Origin of the sequence: Pseudomonas sp. dw_358, assembly GCF_018449655.1 — a bacterium.
GTDB lineage: Bacteria > Pseudomonadota > Gammaproteobacteria > Pseudomonadales > Pseudomonadaceae > Aquipseudomonas.
In genome coordinates, this window is record NZ_JAAVUX010000004.1 from 133,160 (window position 1) to 158,349 (window position 25,190).

Annotated in this window: 26 protein-coding genes; 13 read left to right on the forward strand and 13 right to left on the reverse strand. The window is 62.4% G+C overall.

Features of this window, described 5'->3' with window-relative positions:
- The first annotated feature begins 1 nt into the window (after position 1).
- Together HB675_RS08260 and HB675_RS08265 are read left to right on the forward strand one after the other, a co-directional pair.
- Positions 2-766 carry a CHAD domain-containing protein gene (locus HB675_RS08260; RefSeq protein ID WP_213877549.1) on the forward strand — a complete coding sequence of 255 codons (765 nt, stop codon included), beginning with the start codon at positions 2-4 and terminating at the stop codon, positions 764-766.
- Between the two features lie 59 nt (positions 767-825).
- Positions 826-1,623, forward strand: coding sequence for a thioesterase family protein (locus HB675_RS08265; RefSeq protein WP_213877551.1), 798 nt, complete (start codon positions 826-828; stop codon positions 1,621-1,623).
- Here HB675_RS08265 and HB675_RS08270 read toward each other — a convergent pair.
- Both HB675_RS08270 and HB675_RS08275 read right to left on the reverse strand, forming a co-directional pair.
- The gene (locus tag HB675_RS08270; protein WP_213877553.1) at positions 1,592-1,807 is read right to left on the reverse strand and encodes a hypothetical protein; all 216 of its coding nucleotides are present in this window, start codon (positions 1,805-1,807) and stop codon (positions 1,592-1,594) included. The two genes, HB675_RS08265 and HB675_RS08270, sit on opposite strands and share 32 nt — an antisense overlap.
- A 104-nt stretch (positions 1,808-1,911) precedes the next feature.
- Positions 1,912-2,718 carry a TatD family hydrolase gene (locus HB675_RS08275; protein WP_213877555.1) on the reverse strand — a complete coding sequence of 269 codons (807 nt, stop codon included), beginning with the start codon at positions 2,716-2,718 and terminating at the stop codon, positions 1,912-1,914.
- Between the two features lie 123 nt (positions 2,719-2,841).
- On the opposite strand from HB675_RS08275, the gene HB675_RS08280 reads away from it, so the two are divergent.
- The 3 genes from HB675_RS08280 to greB all read left to right on the forward strand — a co-directional run bounded on the left by HB675_RS08280 (position 2,842) and on the right by greB (position 5,269).
- Positions 2,842-4,272 carry a transglycosylase SLT domain-containing protein gene (locus HB675_RS08280; protein WP_213877557.1) on the forward strand — a complete coding sequence of 477 codons (1,431 nt, stop codon included), beginning with the start codon at positions 2,842-2,844 and terminating at the stop codon, positions 4,270-4,272.
- Positions 4,273-4,437: 165 nt separating this feature from the next.
- Entirely contained in the window at positions 4,438-4,746 is a 309-nt protein-coding gene (locus HB675_RS08285; RefSeq protein WP_213877558.1) for a hypothetical protein, read from the forward strand.
- Positions 4,747-4,795: 49 nt separating this feature from the next.
- Complete coding sequence (gene greB / locus HB675_RS08290; protein ID WP_213877912.1) at positions 4,796-5,269, forward strand: transcription elongation factor GreB; 474 nt, start codon at positions 4,796-4,798, stop codon at positions 5,267-5,269.
- A 15-nt stretch (positions 5,270-5,284) separates the two neighbouring features.
- Here the strand turns inward: greB and HB675_RS08295 are convergent, their stop codons facing one another.
- From HB675_RS08295 to HB675_RS08305, 3 genes are all read right to left on the reverse strand, one after another.
- Positions 5,285-5,611, reverse strand: coding sequence for a hypothetical protein (locus HB675_RS08295; protein WP_213877560.1), 327 nt, complete (start codon positions 5,609-5,611; stop codon positions 5,285-5,287).
- A gap of 89 nt (positions 5,612-5,700) precedes the next feature.
- Positions 5,701-8,208 (reverse strand): ABC transporter permease, encoded by a 2,508-nt coding sequence (locus HB675_RS08300; protein WP_213877562.1) that lies wholly within the window; start codon positions 8,206-8,208, stop codon positions 5,701-5,703.
- Positions 8,208-8,891, reverse strand: a complete 684-nt coding sequence (locus HB675_RS08305; protein WP_213877564.1) for an ABC transporter ATP-binding protein — start codon at positions 8,889-8,891, stop codon at positions 8,208-8,210. The genes HB675_RS08300 and HB675_RS08305 overlap by 1 nt, the downstream gene beginning before the upstream one ends.
- Before the next feature lie 10 nt (positions 8,892-8,901).
- Here HB675_RS08305 and HB675_RS08310 point away from each other — a divergent pair, with 10 nt between their 5' ends.
- The 3 genes from HB675_RS08310 (at position 8,902) to HB675_RS08320 (ending at position 10,917) form a co-directional block, all read left to right on the forward strand.
- Complete coding sequence (locus HB675_RS08310; protein ID WP_213877566.1) at positions 8,902-9,507, forward strand: arylesterase; 606 nt, start codon at positions 8,902-8,904, stop codon at positions 9,505-9,507.
- 56 nt (positions 9,508-9,563) lie between these two features.
- Positions 9,564-9,845, forward strand: a complete 282-nt coding sequence (locus tag HB675_RS08315) for a hypothetical protein (protein WP_213877568.1) — start codon at positions 9,564-9,566, stop codon at positions 9,843-9,845.
- Between the two features lie 124 nt (positions 9,846-9,969).
- Positions 9,970-10,917, forward strand: a complete 948-nt coding sequence (locus HB675_RS08320; protein ID WP_213877570.1) for a L,D-transpeptidase family protein — start codon at positions 9,970-9,972, stop codon at positions 10,915-10,917.
- A 51-nt stretch (positions 10,918-10,968) separates the two neighbouring features.
- Here HB675_RS08320 and HB675_RS08325 read toward each other — a convergent pair whose 3' ends face one another.
- From HB675_RS08325 to HB675_RS08345, 5 genes are read right to left on the reverse strand one after another with little or no spacing between them, the layout of a single operon-like run.
- A complete protein-coding gene (locus HB675_RS08325; protein WP_213877572.1) occupies positions 10,969-12,366 on the reverse strand; it encodes a sigma-54 dependent transcriptional regulator in 1,398 nt (465 codons plus the stop codon).
- Positions 12,363-14,081, reverse strand: coding sequence for an ATP-binding protein (locus HB675_RS08330; protein ID WP_345945754.1), 1,719 nt, complete (start codon positions 14,079-14,081; stop codon positions 12,363-12,365). Before HB675_RS08330 ends, HB675_RS08325 begins: the two co-directional genes overlap by 4 nt.
- A 59-nt stretch (positions 14,082-14,140) precedes the next feature.
- Complete coding sequence (locus HB675_RS08335) at positions 14,141-15,007, reverse strand: alpha/beta fold hydrolase (protein WP_213877576.1); 867 nt, start codon at positions 15,005-15,007, stop codon at positions 14,141-14,143.
- On the reverse strand, positions 15,004-16,401 hold the full coding sequence (locus HB675_RS08340) for an aminotransferase class III-fold pyridoxal phosphate-dependent enzyme (protein ID WP_213877578.1): 1,398 nt from the start codon (positions 16,399-16,401) through the stop codon (positions 15,004-15,006). Before HB675_RS08340 ends, HB675_RS08335 begins: the two co-directional genes overlap by 4 nt.
- The gene (locus HB675_RS08345; protein ID WP_213877580.1) at positions 16,394-17,092 is read right to left on the reverse strand and encodes an MtnX-like HAD-IB family phosphatase; all 699 of its coding nucleotides are present in this window, start codon (positions 17,090-17,092) and stop codon (positions 16,394-16,396) included. The genes HB675_RS08340 and HB675_RS08345 overlap by 8 nt, the downstream gene beginning before the upstream one ends.
- A gap of 281 nt (positions 17,093-17,373) precedes the next feature.
- Here HB675_RS08345 and HB675_RS08350 point away from each other — a divergent pair, with 281 nt between their 5' ends.
- From HB675_RS08350 to HB675_RS08370, 5 genes are all read left to right on the forward strand, one after another.
- Positions 17,374-18,150, forward strand: coding sequence for a MipA/OmpV family protein (locus HB675_RS08350; RefSeq protein WP_213877582.1), 777 nt, complete (start codon positions 17,374-17,376; stop codon positions 18,148-18,150).
- Positions 18,151-18,269: 119 nt separating this feature from the next.
- Positions 18,270-18,449 carry a hypothetical protein gene (locus HB675_RS08355; protein WP_213877584.1) on the forward strand — a complete coding sequence of 60 codons (180 nt, stop codon included), beginning with the start codon at positions 18,270-18,272 and terminating at the stop codon, positions 18,447-18,449.
- A 110-nt stretch (positions 18,450-18,559) separates the two neighbouring features.
- Positions 18,560-19,759 (forward strand): PLP-dependent aminotransferase family protein, encoded by a 1,200-nt coding sequence (locus tag HB675_RS08360; protein ID WP_213877586.1) that lies wholly within the window; start codon positions 18,560-18,562, stop codon positions 19,757-19,759.
- 408 nt (positions 19,760-20,167) lie between these two features.
- Positions 20,168-20,443 (forward strand): type VI secretion system tube protein Hcp, encoded by a 276-nt coding sequence (locus HB675_RS08365; RefSeq protein ID WP_213877588.1) that lies wholly within the window; start codon positions 20,168-20,170, stop codon positions 20,441-20,443.
- Positions 20,440-21,171 carry a hypothetical protein gene (locus tag HB675_RS08370; RefSeq protein WP_213877590.1) on the forward strand — a complete coding sequence of 244 codons (732 nt, stop codon included), beginning with the start codon at positions 20,440-20,442 and terminating at the stop codon, positions 21,169-21,171. Before HB675_RS08365 ends, HB675_RS08370 begins: the two co-directional genes overlap by 4 nt.
- A gap of 107 nt (positions 21,172-21,278) precedes the next feature.
- Here HB675_RS08370 and HB675_RS08375 read toward each other — a convergent pair whose 3' ends face one another.
- The 3 genes from HB675_RS08375 to HB675_RS08385 form a co-directional block, all read right to left on the reverse strand.
- Entirely contained in the window at positions 21,279-22,067 is a 789-nt protein-coding gene (locus HB675_RS08375; RefSeq protein ID WP_213877592.1) for an outer membrane protein OmpK, read from the reverse strand.
- A 319-nt stretch (positions 22,068-22,386) separates the two neighbouring features.
- The gene (locus HB675_RS08380; protein WP_213877594.1) at positions 22,387-23,739 is read right to left on the reverse strand and encodes a nucleobase:cation symporter-2 family protein; all 1,353 of its coding nucleotides are present in this window, start codon (positions 23,737-23,739) and stop codon (positions 22,387-22,389) included.
- Positions 23,740-23,837: 98 nt separating this feature from the next.
- Positions 23,838-25,157, reverse strand: coding sequence for a urate hydroxylase PuuD (locus HB675_RS08385; RefSeq protein WP_213877596.1), 1,320 nt, complete (start codon positions 25,155-25,157; stop codon positions 23,838-23,840).
- Positions 25,158-25,190: the final 33 nt, after the last annotated feature.

Below are 25,190 nucleotides of genomic sequence, written 5' to 3' on the forward strand. Positions count from 1 at the left end.
TATGTCGGCCCATGTCGACTCGTTGATCAACCATCTGCTAGGGCTGCATATTCGCTTGATGGCCTGCCAGGCGCGCTTGCAGGTGCAGACCGATCCTGAGGCGCTGCATGACCTGCGCATCAGCGTGCGCCGCTTGCGCAGCCTGTTGCGGCCATTGCGCGATGTACCTGGTGTAGACCGCCTCGAAGCGGCGGCCAAAGGCGTCGGCAGTTTGACCACCCCATTGCGTGACCGTGAGGTCTTGGCGGCGCATTTGTATGCCAGTGGCCACAGTCAGGCCGCCGATCATCGCGTACGGCAGATGCGCGGCGTGTATCCGCAGGTGGCCGAGTCCCAGGAGCTGGCCCTGTTGCTGGCGGTGCTCGACGCCTTTCCCTCGCTGATCCGCAGTGCCCAGCGCCAGAAGGCCCTCAAGGGCCTGGGTCATACCGTGCACCGGCGTCTGGGCAAACAATGGCACGCGCTGCGCGCCGCCTTGAAAGACCCGGCCCATGACCGCCATCGTTTACGCCTGCTGATCAAGCGCGTGCGCTATTCGGCCGACGCCTATCCGGAATTCGACCGGCTGCCCGACAAGGCCGTTGCCCAGTTGAAGAAGGCCCAGAGCGTGCTGGGCGACTGGCATGACCATTGGCAATGGTTGGCGCGGGCCCAGCAAGAGCAGGATTTGTTACCGTGTGTACCCGGCTGGCAGCTGGCGTTGCACCGGGCCGAACAACAGGCGGACAAGGTGCTGGATAATCTGCTGGCGCTGAAAAGCCATTGAGGTAGGTGCTTGCCGAGCGAACTCGGCCCTGCAGGTTTTGCATCGATCAGAGAATATCCATGGACCTTGACGATTTGCTTCACGCTGTTCGCAACCACCCCGACACTGTCACCATTCCCGAGGACTGGACCCAGGGCCGGGCCTGCTACGGCGGTCTCATGGCCGGTCTTCTTTACGAGGCGATGCGCCTGCAGATCAGCCCCGAGCGCAAAGTCCGCTCGCTGGCGATCACCTTCGTGGCGCCGGCCCAGGCAGACGTGCCCATCACTTTCGCCATCGAGACCTTGCGTGAAGGCAAAGGGGTCAGCTCATTGTTGGGGCGCGCCGTGCAAAACGGCCAGGTCGTGACCATGATGCAAGGCAGCTTTGGTGCGCCACGAGCCTCGGCGGTCGCCCTGACCAACCGGCCTGCGGCTGAAATGCTGGACCTGGAAGCCGCCACCGAGTTGCCGTTCATCTCCGGCGTCACCCCGCAATACATCCGCCATCTGGCGATACGCTGGGGCGTCGGCGCCATGCCCTTCACAGGCACGCCGTCGCCGGCCATGGGCGGCTGGATGCGCCTGCGCAACGAAGCAGGTCCGCAACCCTTGAGCGAGGCCCACCTTCTGGTGCTGGTCGACGCCTGGCCACCGGCTTTGTTACCGCACCTCACCGCTCCCGCCCCTGGCAGCAGCCTGACGTGGACCATCGAGTTCGTGCATCCGGCACCGCCCCTGACCACCCTGGACTGGTGCCGTTACTGCGCCGTCATCGAGCATGCGCGCGATGGGTATGGGCACACGGCCGCCGGGGTGTGGAGCGCCAGTGGTGAGTTGCTGGCAATCAGCAGACAAACTGTGACGGTGTTTGCTTAAGGTCGTTGCGCGCCTTGCGCTGCATGGCGTAGGCAACGGCCAGGGCAATGATGCCTTCAGCGATCGGGGCCACACTCATGTCGAACAGGCCGGAGCCGATCAGCAGCAAGGCCAGAGCCAGAAGGGGGGCCACCAGCGGTTGCAGCATCAGAGGTTGAACGATGTTGGGGCTGCGAGGGTTCATGATTCTTTCCTTCAGTGGGTGATCCATGACTGAAGGTTAATGCGCCTGATTCCTGGCCGCGAATGAAGCGTTGCTATGGTACCGATAGCGCCGCTTGATGTGGCTCAGCTCAGTCCGGGGAGATCGAAAAACAACCGTGAGCAAGCCGTGCTGTGGGCGGCCAGGTCGTCCTCGGTTTCGCCTCGATGCAAGGCCAGCTCGCGGAGCACTTCTCCCAGATACGCCGGCTCGTTGCGGCCATTTTTCGGCTTGGGCCGCAGGCTGCGAGGCAGCAGGTAGGGGGCATCGCTTTCCAGCATCAGCCGTCCGCGCGGGATACTCGCCACTAGCGGGTGCAGATGCGTGCCACGGCGTTCGTCACAGATCCAGCCGGTGATGCCGATGTGCAGGTCCATGTCCAGGTAGCTGAACAGCGCCTTGCGCTCGCCGGTAAAGCAATGGACCACGGCGCCTTTGAGGTGGTCGCGGTAATCCTTGAGGATCGCCAGGAGACGCTCGTTGGCGTCGCGCTCATGGAGGAATACCGGCAATTGCAGTTCCACCGCCAGTGCCAGCTGGTGTTCGAGGACCTTTTCCTGTTGGGGACGAGGCGAGAAATCGCGGTTGAAGTCCAGTCCGCATTCCCCCACGGCCTTGACCTCGGGTTCTCGCAGCAGCGCGCGCAGTTGTCGCTCGCTGTCGGCATTCCAATCGCTGGCACTGTGGGGGTGGATGCCGGTGGTGGCGAACAGATACCGGCCGGTTTGATCGAGCCGGCGGCACAGTTCAAGGCCCTGCTCGCTGCCTTCGACACTGGTTCCGGTGACCAGCATCTGGACGACACCGGCAGCCTTGGCGCGTTCCACGATGTCGGCGGCATTTTGCGCAAAGCTGGGGTTGGTCAGGTTGACGCCAATGTCGATGAGTTGCATGGTGCTACCTCGGGCGGGGAGGCCCGAAAGCATACCAGAGCTTTGTATTGGAAAATAAATACTGAAACTTCAACAGCTTAAGGAGGTCTGTTGGAGCCAATTGGGGCTATGCCCGGGGCGCGTATGATTCGATCGACTCTCGTTTTGCTATGGGCCGCAGGCCTTTTGACCCCGTTGGTGGCGACCGCTCGTCCGGCTGGCCCGCCCACCGTGGTGCATGCCCCCAAGGTTCACGACCTGCCGGCCATTCGCAGCAGCCATGTGCTCAGGGTCCTGGTCAACCAGACCCGCAACAGTTCGGCCGAGGTCAAGGGCCAGCCCATTGGCGTTGAATACCCGCGCCTTGCAGGCCTGGAAAAATACCTCAACAGCCGTCCCGGCCAGTCAAAAACCGGCCAGATCCACTTGAAAATCATTCCCAGGCCCAAGGAGCAGCTGTTCATCGCGTTGCAGCGCGGCGAGGGTGACCTGGTGGCCCCCGGTGAATTGATGGAAACCACACCCCCCACGACCGTCACCGCGACGGCGCCGGTCCAGGGGGAAGCCTCGTTGGTGCTCGTGGGCGAAAAGGGCGGCCGACACCTGGGCCGGGTCGAACAACTCTCCGGCCATACCGTAACCCTGGCCCGTGGCAGCGCTGCCGGCGAAGCCATCGCGGTGCTCAATGGAAAACTGCTGGCCCACCGGCAGGCGCCGGTGAAGATCGAGTGGGTCGACCCCAGCCTGGCCGCCGAAGACGTGCTGGACATGGTCCAGGCTGGCATCTACCCGCAGACTGTCGTGGAGCGCTCCATTGCCGAGCGCTGGCTCAAGATCATGCCCAAACTGCGCATCGACGCTCGCGTGTCCTTCCCGGGACCGACCCGGATCAACTGGTACGTGCGCAGCGACGCTGTGCAACTCAAGGCCGACCTCGATCAATTCCTGCTGACCTACAAGGCCCCGGCGGATGCCGATTCGGCTTTCAAGCGTGCCTACAGTGGTCTGTATCAGGTGCACAATCCGCTCAGGCAGCCTGACCGGCAGCGACTCGAGCAGCTACGCCCGCTCTTGCAGCGCAACGCTCGGGAACAGCACATGGACTGGCTCGACCTGGCCGCGCTGGCTTTCAAGGAGTCGGCCCTCGACAGCACGGCGCGGGGCGGCAGTGGTGCCACCGGGCTGATGCAGATGACGCCGGCAGCGGCGCAGCGGGTGGGGGTGAGCAACATTCAGAGTGTCGACAACAACGTGCAGGCCAGTGCGCGTTATCTGGCAATGATCCGGCAGAAATTCTTTTCCAGCCGCAACCTCGATGAACGCGAGCGTATGGCGTTCGTGCTCGCCGCCTATAACATGGGGCCCGAGCGGGTTCAGGCCCTGCGCGCCGAGGCCCGCCGCCGCGGCCTGAACCCCAACAAGTGGTTCTTCCAGGTCGAGCGGGTGGCCATGGAGCAGATGGGCATGAACGCAGTGAACTACGTCAACAGCGTCAACAAGTACTACCTGGCCTATGACCGTGAACGCGATTCGCTGGAGCCACAAAGCCGCAAGCAACTGGCCTCGATCCGTTGACATTAGCCCCGCGCCTTCTCTAGGATGCCCTTCTGCGCCGATTTAAACAGCTACTTGCGGGGCGCCAGAGGGGGCCCTTGGCCCTCGAAATACCGCTAAAGCGCTGGTTCGGTGACGCCTCCCACCGCTGCCCAGCTCAAGCAGTCGAGGCTGAGAACATTTGCCATGAGTTGCCCCCGTCCCGCTGTCTGCCTGGCTCCACTGCCGTCGAGCCCGGCCCTGCGCAATCCCCGTATCCTCCTGGTCGGCGCGCATCAGCCGAGTTTGCTGCGTTGCCTCGATGGTTGGCCGCGTCGGCGTGGGAAGGCCGTGGCCTTTGTCGCGCAGTTCATCGACGACTCGACCTGCCTCGCCGGTTTTCCCGACGGTCGCTTCGACCTGGCGGTGCTCCAGGCCCCGACGCGCGAGCAGGCAGGGGAGGCGATCCATCACCTGACGCGCATCGCGCGCCAGGGCTTGATCACCCGGCGATGAACGGGGCCATGTCACGCCATCAGCCTGCGGAACTGCGTCGATGAGTGAAATCAGCACCAAGATCGTCACCACCGAGGGCCATGTGGCGCTCAAGAAAGAGCTGGATTACCTGTGGCGTGAGCATCGTCCCGACATCACCCAGAAGGTGGCCTGGGCCGCGTCCCTTGGCGATCGGAGTGAAAATGCCGATTACCAGTACAACAAGAAACTGTTGCGCGAGATTGACCGCCGCGTGCGCTATTTGCGCAAGCGCCTGGAAGACATGCGGGTAGTCAGCTATTCACCGGAACAAGAGGGCCGGGTGTTTTTCGGTGCCTGGGTGGAGATCGAGGACGAAGAGGGCGAGCGCAAGAAGTTTCGCATCGTCGGCTATGACGAGATCTATGGGCGGATGGATTACATCTCCATCGATTCGCCCATGGCCCGGGCGCTGTTGAAGAAGCAGGTGGACGACGAGGCTACGGTGCTCACGCCCACCGGGCCGAAGCTTTGGTGGGTCTTGAGCATCGAATACCCTCAGTAGCCTTGAGAGCGGACGTCAAGGTGTCGTGCGTTCTTTCTGCATCTGCTCGCCGCGTTGCTGGCGTTGTTGCTGCAGGGCATCGGTGGCGCCTGATGTGCCAGGCGTGCCCATGTTGCCCGTACCGGTGCTGGTGCCGCTGTCAGGGGCCGAGTTGGTCGTGCCGGTGGCACCATTGACCCGCGGCGCCATGGGCGCCATCGGGGCCTCGGAAGCGCTCTTGGTGCTGGGCGTGACCGGCCCGGTGGTGGTGCCAGTGCCGACGGTGGCGGCGACTGCAGTCTGGGCAGCCAGCAAGGCGCACAAGCCGGCGGCACCCAGCCAGGTGCGATAAGTGGTATTCATGACGGCGTACCTCGTTGTTCGAATGGGCAGTTAACTATGGATAAATGCCCTGTGCCGAGGTTCGGTCGAGGCGCCGAACGGTCCGTCGGTCAACCTTCGCGCAATACCGCGAGCGGGCTGCTGTTCAAGGCCCGCCGGGTGCCGAACACGCCGGCCGTCCCCACCAGCAGCGCCCCCACCAGCGGCAATAGCAGCAGCGAAGGGTGCGGGGTCCAGTGCAGATTGAACGCGTAGCGGTACAGCAGCAGGCTGACCACTTCGGTGCCCAGCGCAGCCAGTACACCACTGGCGGCCCCCAGCAGACCGAACTCGATGCGTCGCGCCTTGATCAGCAGCTGGCGTTGCGCCCCCAGCGCCCGTAGCAGCGCGCCCTGATGGATGCGTTCGTCCAGGGTCGATTGCAGGCCGGAGAACAGCACCGCCAACCCTGCCGCCAACACAAACAACAGCACGTACTGCACAGCGATCGTGACCTGGGCCAGAATGCTGCGCAGTTGCTGCAGCAAGGCTTCCACCGGCAGCAAGGTCACCGCGGGAAAGGTGCGCGACAGCTCGACCACTTGGGCATCATGCCCCGGCGCCAGGTAGAAGCTGGTGAGGTAGGTGGCCGGCAGGTCCTTGAGGGTGCCTGGTTCGAAGATCATGAAGAAGTTGGGCTTGAAATTGTCCCAGTCGATGTGGCGCAGGCTGGTCACCCGCACCTGACGCTGTACGCCGCCAATGTCGAAGGTCAACGTGTCACCCAGCTTGAGGGTCAGGCTCTGGGCCACTTCGTCCTCCACCGAAACGCCGGGCAAGTCACCGTTCCGGGGGGTAGCCCCCCACCAGCTACCGGCGGTGATACGGTTGCCCACGGGCAGGTCCGCTGCCCAGGTCAGGCTCAGGTCGCGCTGGATGGCTCGGTCGCCCCGTGAATCAGGCATGACGATGCCCTGCACCGGCTTGTCGTTGATGTCCGTCAGACGTCCCGGAATGATCGGAAACAAGGGCGCGGCCTGAGCGGTCAGGTGGCTCAGTTGTTCGGCGAAATGGTCGCGCTGGTCAGGCAGGATGTTCAGTGCGAAGTAATTGGCGGCGTCCTTGGGCAACTGGTTCTGCCAAGTGTCCAGCAGCTCGCCGCGCAGCAGGGCGATCAGTGCCATGGCCAGCAGGATCAGGCCGAACGCCAATGCCTGGCCTGCGCCGGCCAGCGGATGACGCAGCAGTTGCCCGAGCCCCAGGCGCCAGGCCAGGGGCGCGCGGCTCAAGGCACGGCGCAGGCCCTGCAACACGAGCAGCAACACGCCGCCAAGAATGACCGCCGCCACCAGGCCGCCGGCCAGCAGGGCAAAGGTCAGCACCAGGTCCAGGCTCAGGCGCCACATGATCAGGCCAAGGGCGAGCAGGGCCGTGCCGTAGACCAGCCAACTGCTGGGAGGCACCGGCAACAGGTCGCGACGCAGCACCCGCAGCGGCGGCACGCGGCCCAATGCGGCCAGTGGAGGCAAGGCGAATCCGGCCAGCGCCACCATTCCGGTGGCGATACCGGCCAACGCCGGAAAAGCGCCGCCCGGCGGCACTACGGCCGGCAGCAGCCCTTGCAACAAGGCAAACAGACCCAGTTGCGCCAGCCAGCCCAACAACGCCCCGCTGATGCAGGCTGCCAACCCCAGCAGCGCCAGTTGCACACAGAACAGCAGCAGCGCTTCACGGCGTGACAGCCCCAGGCAACGCAACAGGGCGCTGGCGTCCAGGCGTCGCGCGGCAAAGCGTGTGGCCGACAGGGCCACCGCGACGCCGCTGAGCAGCACCGCCACCAGGCTGGCCATGTTCAGGTAGCGTTCGGCCTTGCCCAGGGCGCCACCGATCTGTCGGTTGCTGTCGCGTGAGTCCTGCAGTTTCTGGTTGGGCGCCAGATGGGGTTCCATGGCCTGGCGGTAGTTGTCTACAGCCGGCTGCGGCCCCCGCCAGAGTTCGCGATAGCTCACCCGGCTGCCCGGTTGCACCACGCCGGTGGCGTCGAGATCGGCGAGGTTGATCATCACCCGTGGGGTCAGGCTGTAGAAGTCGCCTGCCCGGTCGGGCTCGTAGGTCAGCACGCGGGCCATGCGAAGGGTCTTGTTGCCGACGTCGATGCTGTCGCCGATCTTCAGATTCAGCGCCACCAGCAGGCGTGCCTCGACCCAGGCCTCACCCGGTTGCGGGCCGCCGCCCTGGGCCTCGGTGCCTTGGGGGATGTCGGTACTCTTGAGCTGACCGCGCAGCGGGTAGGCGCTGTCCACCGCCTTGATGCTGGAGAGCTGAATGCCATTGTCGGTGGCGATCACGCTGGAAAACTCCACCGTGCGGGCATGATCGAGGTGGTGTTGCAGGCCGGCGTCGATCTGTTCGGGACGCGCGGGCGAGCTGCCTTGCAGAATCAGGTCGGCGCCGAGGAATTCGGTCGCGCGCATCTGCATTGCGGCGTTGAGGCGCGCCCCGAAATAGCCGATGGCGGTGCTGGCGGCCACGGCCACCACCAGCGCGAAGAACAAGACGCGCAATTCACCTGCGCGGCTGTCGCGGGCCAGTTGGCGCGCGGCGAGGCCGAACAGGCGCGAAAAAGGCAGACGGGCCATCAGGGCTCCAGGGGGGCGACCAGGCGGCCGGCGTCGAGGCGGATCAGGCGTCGGCAGCGATGTGCCAGGCGTTCGTCGTGGGTCACCAGTACCAGCGTGGTGCCGCGCTCGCGATTGAGTTCAAAGAGCAGGTCGCTGATGCGCTCGCCAGTATGGCTGTCGAGGTTGCCGGTGGGCTCGTCGGCGAACAGCACGTCGGGCTGCGCGGCGAAGGCCCGGGCAATGGCTACACGCTGCTGCTCGCCGCCGGACAGTTGTCGCGGAGTATGGCTCAGTCTGTGCCCCAGACCGACCCGCTGCAGCAGCTCGCTCGCCCGCTCACGAGCCTGTGGGTTGCCTTCGAGCTCCAAAGGCAGCATGACGTTCTCCAGGGCGTTGAGGCTGTCCAACAGTTGAAACGACTGGAACACAAAGCCCACATGCTCGGCGCGTACCCGCGCACGCTGGTCTTCGTCGAGCTGGCTCAGGTCCTTGCCCGCCAGCATCACACTGCCGGCGCTGGGCAGGTCAAGGCCGGCCAGCAGGCCCAACAGCGTCGATTTGCCCGAACCGGAGGCGCCGACAATGGCCAGGCTATCGCCGGCGGCCAGGTCCAGGGTCAGTTCGTGGAGGATCGTCAGCGTGCCTTCCTCGCTGGGAACCACTTTGCTAAGGTTGCGCGCTGCGAGAATGCTTTCGCCCATGGAGAATCCGATGCGAGTGTGGTTGATGAGTACTGGCCTGGCCCTGTTGATGATGGCCCAGGGCGCGGCAGCAGGAACCGTGCTGGTGGTAGGCGATAGTATCAGCGCCGGTTTTGGCCTGGATACCAGCAAGGGATGGGTTTCACTGTTGAGGCAACGGCTTGGGCACGAGGGTTCCAGCGAGGTGGTGGTCAATGCGTCGATCAGTGGCGACACCAGTGCCAATGGCGCCGCGCGCCTGCCGCCGCTGCTTGCGGAGCACAAGCCCGATGTGGTGGTGCTGGAATTGGGCGGCAATGACGGCCTGCGTGGCCTGCAGCCGGCTGAACTTCAGCAAAATCTCGCAACAATGATTGACCTGTCGCGGGCGGCCGGCGCCAAGGTTCTGCTGTTGGGCATGCAGTTGCCCCCCAACTACGGTACGCGCTACACCCAGGCCTTTGCCAAGGTGTACGGCGACCTGGCCGAGCAGAAGAAAGTGGCACTGGTGCCGTTTTTTCTACAAGGCATCGGCGGCCATCCTGACTTGATGCAGGCCGACAGCCTGCACCCGGCGGTCAACGCTCAGGGCATGCTGCTGGATAATGTCTGGCCAACGCTCAAGCCGCTGCTTTGAGGCTTTAATCGCGCGGGGCTTTGAGCTAATGTGGCGCCCCCGCTCTGGAGCCCCAAATGCCGCGTCCCGCCTGGTCCTTGTTTGCCTACCAATTGATTGAACCTGACGAGCAGCTTGATCTGTTCGCCTGTCAGGAAGTGCGCGTGCACCTGACCGCCCGGCAACTGGAACTGGGCGGCACGGCCGACCGCACCCTGTGTGGCACGCTGCTGCCGGCGCAACCGCGCTGGTCGCCGGTGGGCAAGACGATCTTTCGCGACCAGCGCCTGTGCCAGCTGTGCAAGGCTATCGTCTATGCCCAACGGCAGGGCACGCGCCCGGTCTGGCCGCTGCTCTGAGTTTTCGCCCGCGGGGTTTGTGTTGCCCGCGGTCACATGAAGTTCGACCCGCCAAACACCACCACCCTTGATCCCATGTACAATCGCGATTTTGCCTCCTTGTCGATTGCGAGGGATTTCCCGGATGTTCGCGCGCTTCTCCATTGTAACCCGCGGCCTCTCGCTGGCTGCGCTGTTTGCCTGCGGCCAAGCCGCCGCTCTCGAATTCCCGTTGCCGCCACCGGGTGAAGACGTGGTGGGGCAGGTGCATACCCTGACCGCCAGGTACGAAGACACCTTTGCCGACATCGGCACTGCCAACGACCTGGGCTACCTGGAACTGATCGCGGCCAACCCTGGCGTCGACCCCTGGCTGCCCAAGCCCGGCACCGAGATCGTCCTGCCCACCCGGTTCATCCTGCCGCCGGGGCCGCGGGAGGGCATTGTCATCAACCTGGCCGAATACCGCCTGTACTACTACCCCAAAGGCCAGAACGTGGTGCGCACCTACGCCATTGGCATCGGCCGTGAAGGCTGGGGATCACCGGTGGCAGTGACCAAGATCACGGGCAAGATCCCCAATCCGACCTGGACGCCCCCGGCCTCGATCAAGGCCGAACATGCTGCCGACGGCGATCCGTTGCCCAACGTCGTCCCGGCCGGCCCCGACAATCCGCTGGGGCCTTTCAAATTCACCCTTGGCCTGCCTGGCTACCTGATCCACGGCTCCAACAAGAAGTTCGGCATCGGCATGCGCACCAGCCATGGCTGCTTCCGCCTTTACAACGACAGTGTGCTGGAACTGGCCAGGCTGGTGCCGGTGGGCACTCCGGTGCGGATCATGAACGAGCCGTACAAGTTCGGTATCAGCGGTGGCAAGGTCTACCTCGAAGCTCACACACCGCTGGACGCCCAGGGCGACCCTTCGGCTGAAGACAAGCACACGGCGGTGATCAACGCCCTGCTCAAGCGTCAGGACCTCGCCGAGCATCTGCAAATGGACTGGGACGTGGTGCGCGATGTGGTCACGGCAGAGGACGGCTTGCCCGTGGAGATCGGCGCGCCGACCGTGGCGGGAGCAGTTGCGCAGTAAAGAGTGGCTGGCGGGAACTGACCGGCCTGTTTCGGTCAGATCCCTCGGCCGTCAATGGGCGATCTTGTCTACCTGGATACCCAGCTTCTTCAAGCGGTACCAGAAGCTGCGCTCCGAGATCCCCAGCTTTTGCGCCGCCGCCGTCTGCACCCCCTGGGACTCCTGCAACGCCGCGAGCATGAAGCCTTTTTCCAGTTCTGCCAAAGTGGCGTCCAGGTCCTCCGGGATGCCCATCTGCGCACTCGGCACCAGCCCGGCGGGCTGGCCGACGGGGGCCGAGCCGAACAGGTAGCCGGGCAGGTCGGCTTCTTCAATCTGCGCGCCGCGGGCAACGATGGTCGCGCGCTCCACGCAGTTCTGCAGCTCGCGAATGTTGCCCGGCCACGGGTATTGCAGCATGGCGCGCAAGGCGCCGTCGCTGAAGCCGGTGATGCGCTTGCCCGCGTCGGCACCCGCCGTGCGGGCGAAGTGGGCGGCGAGGGCAGCGATGTCGTCGACCCGCTCGCGCAAGGCGGGCAGGGGGATCGGGAAGACGTTCAAACGGTAGTACAGGTCTTCGCGGAAGGTCTTGTCGGCCACGGCCTGGAGCAGGTCTTTGTTGGTGGCAGCAATCACCCGTACGTCGACGCGGCGCTCATGGCTTTCACCCACCGGCTCGATGACCCGTTCCTGCAAGGCGCGCAGGATCTTCGCCTGGAGCGGTAGCGGCATGTCGCCTACTTCGTCGAGAAACAGCGTGCCCTTGTCCGCCTGTGCGAAGCGCCCCACGCGGTCGGCAATGGCCCCGGTGAAGGCGCCCTTGCGGTGGCCGAACATCTCGCTTTCCAGCAGGCCTTCGGGAATGGCTGCGCAATTGACCGCCACGAAGGGCTGGTCGGCCCGGCTGCCATGTTGGTGAATGGCCCGGGCGACCATTTCCTTGCCGGTCCCGCTCTCGCCGGTCAGCAGGATGGTCGCGCTGCTCTCGCGCACCGAGTCGATGGCGGTGAGCACCCGAGAAAAGGCCGGGCTTTCGCCGACCAGGCTGTCGATGTGGCGGTGGGCCTGGAGCTCGTCGCGCAGGCGCTGGTTGTCGCGCAGGATGTCGCCGAATTGCAGCGCCTTGTGCACGGTCACATCCAGCTCGTCGATGTCGAACGGCTTGGCAATATAGTCGTAGGCACCATTGCGCATGGACGATACGGCATTCTTCACCGTGCTGTAGGCGGTCATGACGATGACCGGCAGGCGCGGATAGCGTTGCTTGATCTCGGCCAGCAGCTGCGGGCCGTCCATCTGCGGCATGCGCCAGTCGCTGATGACCAGGTCGACGGCGTTCTGCTCGAGAATGGCCAGTGCCTGCAAACCGTTACCGGCGGTCAACACTTGCATTTCAGGACCGGCCAGCGCCGAGACCAGCAGGTCGCACAGCTTGGCTTCGTCATCCACCACCAGCACACAATGGCTCATGCCGACACCGGTACGGGGGGATGATCAGCCAGGTACAGGTTGAACGTGGCGCCCATGCCGGGCTGGTTGACGCACTCGACCCGGCCATCATGGTTTTCCATGATGGAAAAGACCTTGGCCAGGCCCAGCCCGGTGCCGGAGGCCTTGGTGGTGACGAAGGGGTTGAAGATGCGCTCGATCATGTCGGGGGGGATGCCCTGGCCACTGTCGGAAATGCTGATGATGGTGGTTTGCTCGGCATTTGCAATACCCAGGCGCAGGTGGCCGCCACCGGGCATGGCGTCGATGGCATTGAGCACCAGGTTCAGGCAGGCCTGTTGCAACTGCCGCGCATCGGCGTACAACGTTGCCCCCGGCGCCTGATCGTCGATCACTGCCTCGATGTGCTGGTTGACCAGTTCCGGAGCGCAGAAGCCCAGCAGCTCCTCCAGTAGCTGGCGTGCCGAAATCACCGCGCGCAGCGGTGCGTTGGGCTTGGCGAAGTCGAGGAACTCGGTGATCAGGTCGTTGATGCGGGTCACTTCGCTGATCACGTATTCCAGATGGCGCATGTCGGTTTCCGGTAACGCAGCGCGCCGATGCAGCAGTTGGGTGGCGGTCTTGATGATGCCCAGCGGGTTGCGAATCTCGTGGGCCAGGCCCATGGCCACCTCGCCCAAGGCGTGCAGGCGGTCCCGACGGCGCAGCTGCGCTTCCAGGTGCTGCAGCTCCTTCAGGCCGGCCGCCATGTGGTTGAAGGTGGTCGCCAGGTCGGCCATCTCGTCGTCCCCGGCCACTTCCACGCGTTGGCCGTAATCACCGGCGGTGATCGCCTGCACACCGGCCGACAGCGCCCGCAAGGGCTGGGTCATGCGCCGCGAGACCAGCCAGCCGACGCCCAGGGACAAGGCCGAACCCAGCAGGAAGATCAGGATGAACAAGTTACTTTGGTTCACCAGCCCCACCAGGCTGCTATGACGCAGCAAGCCACTATAGACCACGCCCTGCAACTGCCCGTTGTCGTTGAAAAGTGGCCGGTACAGCCCGCTGAAGCGACTGGTGAACTGCTCGCTCGGCGCCCGGGTGGCACGCAGGATGTCTTCGATCCGTTTCGGGATGACGTTGGGCGCGTCTTCGAAGCGCTGGCTGGAGAACACCTGAGCAAAGCCCTGGGGGCTTGCCAGATAGAGGCGCAGGTCCAGGGAGTGCACGTCATCGACACTGGTCAGGAAGCTGGCGTCCAGGTAAGTGGCAATCATCAGCTGGTAGTCTTCCCCGTTCTGCAGACTGGGGAAGGTCGAGACCACCGCACCGGTCGGCGTGCCGTCGTTGCTCAGGGTCTGCAGCACGGCGTTGGGCGCCAGGCTGATCTGCTTGACGATCTCGTCGGAAGCGGTGCTGAACATCACCTTGTGGTCGCGGGTACGGATCAGCGCCACCACGTCGGCGTCCATCGCCGTGGCGATGTCCGTGGTCAGCCGGTTGTCGGCAAGGCTGCCGCCGACTTGGGGCTGAGAATGGTTGAGCAGCAATTGCGCAGTGCGGGAATTGTCCCGCAGGATCTCGCTGATCTCGTCTTCGACGATTTTGGTCGATTCCTGCAGCCATACGCGCACGTTGCTGTCGAAAATCTGTGACAAGGTGGACGCCGCCAATTCGGCAGCGATCATTGTCGGGATGACGCTCACCAACCAGAAGGCCAACACCAGCTTGCGCTGCAGACTCCAATGAATCACGAAGGCTCCTGTTTTGCGTTGGGTCTTCAGAGGACGGGTGAGCGCGACCAGTGGAACACTCATGAGGCCTGGGCGCATTCCAGCGGCAGGGGCTGCGACGCGGTGCTGTGCTGATCGACAAAGTCGGCGCTCAGGTCAATGACCTTGCGGTATTCCAGGTCGACCGTGATCATATGGTAACAGTTGTCCAATAGCACCTTGTTCACCGGCCCGCCGAGGTGGCGTTCGATGTAGTCGGCGTTCCAGCGGCTGGTGATGTCGTCTTCCGAGGAGTGCAGCACCAAGGCCGGCGTCTTCACCGACGGCATGCCGCGCTTGGTGGCGGCCACCAGGCGGTGCAGCTCGCGCACGCTGATACCGGACATCATCAACAGACCGGCGGCATCGCTTTCGCCTTCTTTCATCTGTTTTTCGATGATGGCCCGCAGGCGCGGGTTCTTGATGCCATAAGGCGAAGACTCGACAAACTTGCAGATGTGCACGCCGAACGGAATGGCCATGAAGATATGGGTGAATTTCGCCCAGAAGCTCATGTTCCAGCCGTCATAACGCAAAGTGGTGGAGTACAACAACAGGCCTGCGACCTGGCCGGGGTATTGCGCGGCCAGGTACATGGACATCACCGAACCCATGGACAGGCCGCCGACGAACACTTGCTCGTGTTGCTGGCGGATGTCCAGGAAGGTGCGTTGCACACCCGCGTACCAGTCGGTCCAGCGGGTGGCCTGCAGGTCTGCGTTGTCGCCGCAATGGCCAGGCAAGGTGGGGACATAGACGCTGTACCCACGTTTGGCCAAGCCTTGTGCCACTTTGCGCAGTTCGGTCGGGGTGCCGGTCAGGCCGTGGATCAGCAGCACGGCCACCGGGCCATCGCCCAACTTGAAGCCGGCGCTGCCTTCCCCCAGATCGATCTGCGCACTGTTCACCGAGTGGTCACTCGGTGCAGCAGTTGATCCAGCAAACGCAGGGCCAGATCGATTTCCGGGTAGCTGATTTCCAATGACGGTGCCAAGGTGATCACGTTCTTGTAGTAACCGCCCACGTCAAGGATCAGGCCCAGTTTGCGACCGTCAACCACCATGTCCCCCTTCATGCCTTCGTCGACCATTTCGTCGAGCTTCGCCTTGTCCGGGGTGAAGCCGTCTTCGGTGCAGATTTCCATGCGCAGGGCCAGGCCCAGCCCGTCGACGTCGCCGACAATCTTGTATTGCTTCTTCAGCACTTCCAGGCCGGCCAGGAAGTACTTGCCCTTTTCCATGACCATCGCGCCGTAGTCGACTTCGCTGGTCATCTTGAACATTTCCAGACCTACTGCCGTACCCAATGGGTTGGAGGCGAAGGTCGAGTGGGTCGAACCAGGCGGGAAGATGCTTGGGTTGATCAGCTCTTCACGGGCCCAGATGCCGCCCAGCGGGTTCAGGCCGTTGGTCAGCGCCTTGCCGAAGACCACGATGTCAGGCTGGACGTCGAAGTGCTCGATCGACCACAGCTTGCCGGTGCGGTAGAAGCCCATCTGGATTTCATCGGAGACCATCAGGATGCCGTGCTGGTCCAGGACGTGCTTGAGCTCTTTATAGAAGTTCATCGGCGGAATGACGTAGCCGCCGGTGCCCTGGATTGGCTCGACGTAGAACGCCGCGTATTCGCACTGGCCGGTCTTTGGGTCCCATACGCCGTTGTATTCGGTTTCGAACAGACGGGCGAATTGCTGGACGCAGTAGCTGCCGTATTCTTCCTTGGTCATGCCTTTAGGGCCGCGGAAGTGGTACGGGAACGGGATGAACTGAGCGCGCTCGCCGAAGTGGCCGTAGCGGCGACGGTAGCGGTAGCTCGAGGTGATCGAGGACGCGCCCAGGGTACGGCCGTGGTAGCCGCCTTCGAAGGCGAACATCAGGCTCTTGCCGTTGCTGGCGTTACGCACCACTTTCAGGGAGTCTTCGATGGACTGCGAACCGCCCACGTTGAAGTGCACGCGACCGTCCAGGCCGAACTTGCGCTTGGCGTCGACGGCGATGTGCTCGGCCAGTTCGATCTTGCCTTTGTGCAGGTATTGGCTGGCGATCTGCGGCAGGGTGTCGATCTGCTGCTTGAGGGCGTTGTTCAGGCGTGGGTTGGCATAGCCGAAGTTGACCGCCGAGTACCACATTTGCAGGTCGAGGTAGGCCTGGTCTTCGGTGTCGAACACGTAAGAGCCTTCGCAACGGCTGAAAATACGTGGCGGCTCGACGTAGTGAACGGTGTCACCGAAAGAGCAATACTTGGCTTCCTTGTCCAGCAGCACTTGGTCTTCGGCGCTGGCAATGCGGATGTGTTCAGACATGGTGGAAGAGTTCCTGGCGTTCAAAAGCGGTAAGAGGTGTCAGCGAAGCCCGGTCGGCGGGCAGACGCGAAAGCAATGCAGGCAGTTCGGCGAAACTGTCGAAACGGGCGTGGGCAATGCCCTCGCGTTCGCAATAGTCGGCCAGGCTGCCCTTGGCAAAGACGAAGTCGGCGTCGGACGCCACGCACATGTCCGACTTGCCGTCACCGATGACCAGCACGCGGCGGTCGCTCGGGGTGGACTTGCATTTGCAGTTGCCGGAGGCGGCGCGGCAGGCATCGCTGGAGTGCGGGAAATCGATCCGCCAGCTTTCCGGGCCGGTCTGGCGCAGACGGTTGGCCAGGATCGGCAGCAGCGTGCAGTAATTGCGCGAGAGCACCCGGGCAATAGCTTGCTCGATACCGTCGCTGACCACTTCCAGGGAAGCGCCGCGCTCACGGACCAGGTCGACGAAGTCGGGGAAGGCCGGATCGATTTCCACGCTGTCGAAATATTCCAGCAACTGGGCAGGGGTGGCCTTGACCATGGACAGCTGGCGGCTCAGGCATTCGCGAGAACCGATCTCGCCGGCCAGCCACTGCTCTTCCACCACTTCCCAGGCCGGGTCGGCGAAACGTTGAAGAATGTTGTCGATGACGTCGCTGCGGGTGATAGTCCCGTCGAAGTCACACACGATATGCCACTGCATCATCTGCAAGTACCTGTGTCATGGCGCGCAATGTGCGCTTGCAGAAGGTAGTGCAGGGGGCGTGCCAGTGGGCGGGGGAGTTATGAAAAATTTCTATAACTACATGATATTAATAGAAATTATCAGAGATAAGGCGCACGATCCATTTTCAGGGACCGCCAAATGGCAGAGACGATGCTACGGCGAGCTACAATTTTTGTAGGTCGCTCCAAACAAGATGAGTGCTTGCGCACTGCAGGTGGAAAACGGCTTCATGCGCGCCTGTATTCACAGAGTTGTGATTGATGAAGTTCGTTCAATATTTTCTTCTGTTTATTTCAGCACTTGCGGCGACCGCGGCCAGCGCCGAGGGCTTGTCCCTGGACGGCCTGCAAGGTGATGCCGGCGCCGGCCTGTCGTGGCAGGCGCGCGAGCCCGCCGGCACTCGCCACGACGTTCAGCCGATGCCGTATTTTGACCTGCAACTGGGCAACTTCGATCTGGATTCCGAGGACGGCCTCTCCTATACCCTTCTCAAAGGTCACGGCATCAGTGTCGGGCCCTTCGTCAATTACGTGCAGGGGCGTACCGCCAATGGTCCGCTGCGCGGTTTGCGCGATGTGTCGGACATGGGCGAGGGCGGTGCCTTTATCTCCTACAGCCTGCAACCCTGGTGGGAGCTCTCGGCTCAGGTCGGCCATACGGCGGGCAGCAGCAGCGGGCAGGGCGGCCTGATCGGCAAGGTTGCCGGCGAGCTCGACTACCCGGTGGGCGGCGGGCTGTTCGGCAGCACCGAGTTGACCGCGCACTACGCCGATCGACGCTTCGAGCAGACCTTTTTCGATGTGCAACCGGACCAGGTCCAGGCCACGGGTTTGGGTGCCTACCGTGCCAGCGGCGGCTTGCAGGACATTACCTTGAGCCAGGGCGTGAAGATTCCGCTGGGCGGCCATTGGTCGTTGCTGGGCGATGTCAGCTGGGTGCACTTGAGCGGTTCGGCGGCTGATAGCAGCCTGGTGAAGGCGCGCGGCGAAGTGAATCAGGCCGAGGTGATGACGGCGGTGGCCTATCATTTCGACTGAGCCGGGCGACAGCCGGTCTTCAAGAACGGCGAGCCCGGGCCGATAGTCCTGGAACGAAATTCTTCACACCGTCACCAAAGCACGGTATGAAGGAGCTCAATCCCGAGGACCTGGTTGTCATGAACAAACGCGCACTGCAGATCGCTTCGTTTTTATCGTTGTCGGCGTTGATCTTCCTGGCGCTGGATTTGACCGCAGGGGCTGGCCAGCGTGATGAGCTGGCGATGCATTTCAGCCATCAGCCGACGGCTGCGCCTTATCTGTGTGTGGCCAAGGTCAAGGTCAAGCGCGTGGTGTGAGGCAAGCACATGCCCGGCAGGAATGACATCCTGCCCAAACCTCGCTTGTCCCCCTGCTGACTCGCCGTCGATACTGGCCCACTCCGATTGGCCATCCGCGGCGAGCCCCCATGCCCGACTATCGTTTCTCCAGCGCCTTCCAGGCTCCCACCGGTTCGGTGATTCGCGAGCTGTTCAAATACCTGTCCTTGCCCGGCATGATTTCCTTCGCGGGGGGCTACCCGGCGGCGCAATTTTTCGACCGTGAGCCTCTGGCCGAGGCCAGCCAGCGCGCCTTCGCCGAGGCGCCCCTGGATTGCCTGCAATACGGCGCCACCGAAGGCCTTCCGGCGCTGCGCGCGGAACTGGTCAAGCTGATGGGCCGGCGCGGGTCTGAGGTGGCCATGGACGACGTGCTGGTGACCACCGGCTCCCAGCAGGGGTTGGATCTGCTGATCAAGGTGCTGCTCGAACCCGGCGATACGGTCATGGTCGAACGCCCCGGCTACCCGGCGGCGTTGCAGGCCTTGCGCATGGGCGGCATGCGCGTGCTGAGCGCGGTCACTGACCGCGACGGGCTGGACACCGAACAGCTGGAGCAGCAACTGGCCGGCCTGCCGACAGGCACCGTACGCCTGCTGTATTGCGTGCCCACTTTCGCCAACCCCACCGGCGCCTGCCTGACCCTGGAGCGCCGTGAGCATCTGCTGGCCTTGGCCGCGCGGCATGACCTGCTGATCATCGAGGACGATCCCTACGGGGCCTTGCGCTTTGCCGGTGAGGCGTTGCCGTCCTTGCTGGCCCTCAGTGAGCGGATTGACGGCGCCCAGGGACGGGTGGTGCATCTGTCCAGTCTGTCCAAGGTGATTGCCCCGGGCCTGCGCCTGGGCTGGATGGTGGCGCCGGCGGCGATTGCGCAGCGCTGTCGCATCGCCAAGCAGACGGTGGACCTGTGCACCTCGCCCTGGGCCCAGCAGATCGCCGTCGAGTACCTGCGCGCCGGAGGCCTGGAAGCGGCGCTGCCGGGCTTGGTGGCGGGGTATCGAGAAAAGGCCCAGCGCATGCTCACGGGACTCGCGGGCCTGGAGGAATACCTCGAGGTCAGCCCGCCGGCAGGGGGCATGTTTGTCTGGGGTAAGTGCCGCCGGGGAGTCGCGGCCAAGGTGTTGCTGGAGAAGGCGATCGAACAGCGGGTGCTGTTCGTGCCGGGGGCGGCGTTCTACGCCGAGGCGCCGGAGATGGACAGCTTGAGGCTGTCGTTCGCAGCGCCGGATGTGGGGCAGATTGATGTGGGGTTGGAGCGGTTGGCGCAGGCGTTCAAGACCGTTTAAGGTCCGTCGCGGGCTTTGCGCTCCTGCCGACGACCTCATTTGGCGTTACGTGATTCCAACGCTGACCAAAACATTTTTACCAACTAATTAAAAGTTTTTGGTGTGGGAGTTCCTGAACCAACTGGGGGACATCGCGCGCTGGCGAATGACTTGCCTCTCATGTGGTGAGAGCGACTGCGCTTGCACGTATCTTCACTTGAAGAGAGTATTCGGCATGTTTGCTACGGTTGAGAGGGCCCATCTGCACAGGTAGAAATATGATGTTACCTTTACTCTAAAGTTTTTTAAGCCGTCAAGATCGGGGTTATAGCTGGCCCCCTAACGATTGACGTCAAAAAAATATTGCTACATGTTCAGCCGATGAGTATCTTTTGTCCGCTTCCATTCTTCAGTAGGACAAAAATAAAAATGGCATTCGATGCTTACGTAAAAATTGAAGGTATTCCCGACGAGGCACTGGATTCCCAATATAAGGATTGCATCGAAATCACAGGTTATCATTTTGGTGCGACGCAACCGGTCTCAAGGACGGCAAGCAGCGCGGGAGGCGCCTCCTCTGGGCGGACAATCATTCGTGATCTTGTACTGAATAAACTTGTGGACCAAGCCAGCGCCAAACTTTTTTTAAAGGCAGCGGCTATTGAAGTTAGTGGAGTGACACAGGCCACAAAGAGGCACCCATGATCATCAAGAGTATGGTGACTTCAATAACGATCGGTGTATCTCTAGGGTTGGCGGCTGCTTCGTCTATACCGACGAAGGTAGAAGGCCTGGATCTCAAGCCCTTTATGAAAAGCCTGGAGATTGCAGAACGTGCCTCCACCTTGGAAACGGCCATGAAGGCCCCTCTGTATGGTGAGTTTCTGGCCGAAGGGCATTCCCGACCTCTGGTAACCTGTAGGGATTATACAGCGGCTCAAGCGAGCGAAGTTCGTTTGCTTGAGCCGAAGGTCGAATCTGAGGCTAATGGATTTAGGGAGTTACTGATTAATTGTCTGGCCGCTGACCTGATAGCGAAGGCAAAACCTTCTGACGTTACCTACTTGCCAGAAAAATTAGTGACAGAAGATTTCTTAAAAAATACGCCTTACTATCCTGGCCAGATAATCGCTAACGAGACCCGGGAAAGGCTCGAGAAACAACGCCCGGAACCGAGTTGGTGGGATGTAGAGCCTGTCGAAAAAATTAAAAGATTTGATCATAATGTCGTTACTCTTTATCTCGACGGGTCTAAACAGACGGTCGTGGCAATAGGGCGTGGCGATATAAATGGTGATGGTGTGGAGGATGCGATGCTTAAGGTTATCGACAGTATTAATCCGCCGGCTACTTATTTTAACGTAAGAATGTATGTCATCACGAGAATGGAGGAGCGGGGGAAATACCAGATCATTAAAAGCTACGATCAGTGAGTCATCAAATAGCCGTCCGCGTCGCCGCCATCGCGGGCTTTGCGCACTCCTGCGGCAGGTGTTGTCCGTAGGCGCGCGCGAAGCCCGCGATGGGCATCACCGAATCGTTACCAAAACACTTTCACCAATAAACTCGCGGTGTTTTGGTTGGTATCAAAGTCTGACGTACTTTCGATCCCGTATTTGTTCTTCCAGTAATCATATTCGAAACCCACGTACAACTTCTGCGGTGTCATGTGCAACGCCTTGCCCAGGTCATATTTGACCTGCGGGTTGACGTGAATATTACGATGGTAATCGCCCTGGGCGTTACTGTCGTTCTGCACCACCCAGTCGATATAGCCGTCGATGAGAATATCGGAGTTGCCCACCGGGATGGTGTACGACCACACCGGGGTAATCTGCCAGATGTTATTACCGGCACGCGACCCGCGGGCATGACGGTCGTAGAAGTTCAGCTGGAAGTAATCGAACCCGGGAATCTTCAGGTCGAAGCCCGGGCCGATCAACCACGACTCCACATCGCCTTCGCCGAACTCGTAGGTGCCGGCCAGCAGCACGTCCTTGATCGGGCCGAAGGCAAAATCGTGGCCGGTCATCTTGGCCAGCGACAAGCGTGGGCTGTACTCGCCATACAGGGTATTGCCACCGACGTTGGAATCGGGCTTGCCGTTATAGAAGATATTGTCGACGAACAGGAAGTTGTCACCGTACTTCCACGAGTCGGCATATTCAAATGTCACCGTCTGTTGATTGGGCGGGTTGACCTTGAAGTTCTGCCCATTGAGATAGGTCAGGCTGTAGCTCTGCCATTGAAACAGATCATCTGCCTGCACTGCCTGTGCGCCAGCCAAGAGTATACCGGCCATGATCAGGCGGGTGAAAGTGCGCGTCATTGTGTAGCTCCCTGAGAATCGGTCTTTGGTTTTTTTTTAAGGGCGGCGCTCTGTGATGGCGCCTTGTCGAGCGTAAAACTGCTGTTTTAAAGTCGTCTGAACGGTCAGCTTCCGCACGGGGCGCATGACCTATAGCAAGAGCTGCGCCAAACCTGAACGAAGCCATGAAAAACCTGACCAGTGCTAGCAATGGCCCTGAAAAAGCCGATTGAACGGTCAGCATTTTCCTGCAAGGCAGCCGGGGCTCCGGTCACCGTGCTCCTCGATGGAGCGTCGGTGACAAAAGTGGGGCACTTGGTCAGCTTTTCAGCGTAAAGGCTTAGTGCAGAGGGGCGCCGCTCAGGTGCGCTCGGTCAGCGCCCCCCAGCACGTTGAACAGCACGTTGAGCAGCACTGCGCTCAGGGTCGCCATGGCGATGCCGCTGTGGGTGATGGGCTCCATCCAGCGTGGCAGGTGCGCGAAAAACTCCGGACGCATCACCGGTATCAGCCCCATGCCCACGCTGACCGCCACCAGCAGTTGGTTGCGACGGTCGCCGATGTCGGCTTCCTGGAGAATCTTGATGCCGGTGGCGGCGACCATGCCGAACATCGCGATGGCGGCGCCGCCGAGTACGGCGGGTGGAATCGAGGCCACCAGAAAAGCCGCCTTTGGCAGCAGCGACAGGCTGATCAGCAGTACCCCGGCCACGGCGGTGACCGAGCGGCAGCGCACACCGGTCATCTGCACCAGGCCAATGTTCTGGGCGAAGGAGGAGTGGGTGAAGGTGTTGAAGAACCCAGCCACGAAGGAGGCGCCGGCGTCGCACAGTAAACCGCGGCGCAGCATCCCTGGCGTGACCTCACGCTCGGTGATGGTGCCTAGGGCGAGGAACATGCCGGTGGATTCGACAAAGATGATCACCACCACCAGGCACATCGACAGCACCGGCGCCAGGCCGAAAGTGGGCAGACCGAAATGCAGCGGCGTGACCACCCGTAGCCAGGGCGCATCGCTCAAGCCGTCGAGATCGACCATGCCGATCAGTCCGGCCACTCCATAGCCCAGGCCCATGGCGATCAGCACCGCGATGTTGACCCAGAAGCCGCGCATGAAGCGGTTGATCAGCAAAATGATGCTCAGCACCATGGCCGCCACCGCCAGGTACAGTGGCGCGCCGAACTCGCTGACGTGCACGCCGCCCCCGGCCCAGTTCACCGCTACCGGAAACAGCGAGAGGCCGATGGAAGTGATCACCGTGCCGGTCACCAGCGGCGGGAAGAAGCGCACGATTTTCGACATGAAGGGCGCGATCAGCAGGCCGAAGAAGCCGGCGGCGATGGTCGCACCGAAGATCCCGGTGAGGCCGACACCGTCCATGCCGGCCATGGCCACCATGCTGCCGACGGCGGCAAAGCTGGCGCCCATCATCACTGGCATGCGGATGCCGATGCCGCCGATCCCTGATGACTGCACCAAGGTGGCGGCACCGGCCACGAGCAGGTCGGCGTTGATCAGGAAGGCGATTTCTTCGCGGGAGAGGCCGGCGGCTTGTCCGACGATCAACGGCACCGCGATGGCGCCGCCGTACATCAACAGAACATGTTGCAGGCCTACCAGCAGCAATTGCAGCAGGGGCAGGGGCTGTCGTGGCGGCGGCGCCGGAATGCGCGCCTGGTCGGACTCGGACATGCAACACCTCGGGTTCTTGTTTTTGTTGGGGTGAAACGTTCGGACTTGACTCGGCGCAGGCGCTGACCAGGGTCGGCGCCTGCGCCGATTGTGTGGGGTCAGTTAACGGCAGCCCCCTTGGAAATCCACTGCCCGATCAAGTCGCGCTCTTCCTGTGTCATCTTGGTCATGTTGCCCAGCGGCATGATCTGGCTGGCCACCGCCTGGGCCTGGATGCGCGGGGCCAGCGCCTGGATCTGTTGCGGTGTGTCGAAGATGACCCCGGCGGGCGCCGTACTGAACAGCGGGCTGGTGGGGTTGGCTGAATGGCAGACGGTGCAGCGTTCGTGGATCACCGCCACCGCCTTGGCGCCGTCACCGCCCGCTGCGGCTGGTGCTGCAGGGGCAGGGTCTGGGGTGACAGGCGCTGACGCGGCCGCCGCCACAGGTGCTGGCTGTTCATCGGCGCGCACACCGCCCACGGCGGTCTCTGGCAACGGTTGGTACTGGATCGCAGCGGGAGCGGCCGCTACCGCACCCGGATGGCGAGCCGGTGCCGTCGCATAGGCCAGGCAGATCATGCCCAGCGCCGCTGCCGGCATCGCCCAGGCATATTTTCCGCTGTCGTGACGGGTGTTGAAATAGTGCCGCACCAGCACCGCACACACCGCGATCCCCGCCAGGATCAGCCAGTTGTACTGGCTGCCGTAGGTGCTGGGAAAGTGGTTGCTGATCATGATGAACAGCACCGGCAAGGTGAAGTAGTTGTTATGCCGCGAGCGCAGCAGGCCCTTGGCCGGCAGGGTCGGGTCCGGGGTGCGGTTCTCGGCGATCGCGGCCACGAGCGCCCGTTGCGCCGGCATGATGATTCGGAACACATTGCCGACCATGATGGTGCCGATCAGCGCGCCGGTGTGCAGGTAGGTGCCACGGCCGCTGAAGATCTGGCTGTAGCCGAAGCAGGCGCCGATGATCAGCACATAGAGGATCACCCCCAGCAGCACCGGGCGCTTGCCCAGCGGCGAATCGCAGAGCACGTCGTACACCAGCCAGCCGATGGCCAGTGAACCCAGGCCGATGCCGATGCCTTCGATCCCGGTCAAGGAACTGCCCGGTTGCAGCAAGTACAGGGTGGGGTTGGAGTAGAACACCACGCAGAGAAGGGCGATGCCCGACATCCAGGTCCAGTAGGCTTCCCATTTGAACCAGTGCAGGTTGTCCGGCATTTTCGGCGGGGCCAGCTTGTATTTTTCCAGGTGGTAGATACCGCCACCGTGGATGGCCCAGAGATCCCCGGACAGGCCGTCGCGGGGGTTGACGCGGTTGAGGTTGTTCTCCAGCCAGACGAAATAGAAAGAGGCACCGATCCAGGCGATGCCGACAATCATGTGAACCCAGCGCACGCTCAAATTGAGCCATTCGATCAGATGTGCTTCCACAGTTACTACCTCTTGCCAGCGACCGCGGGGCGG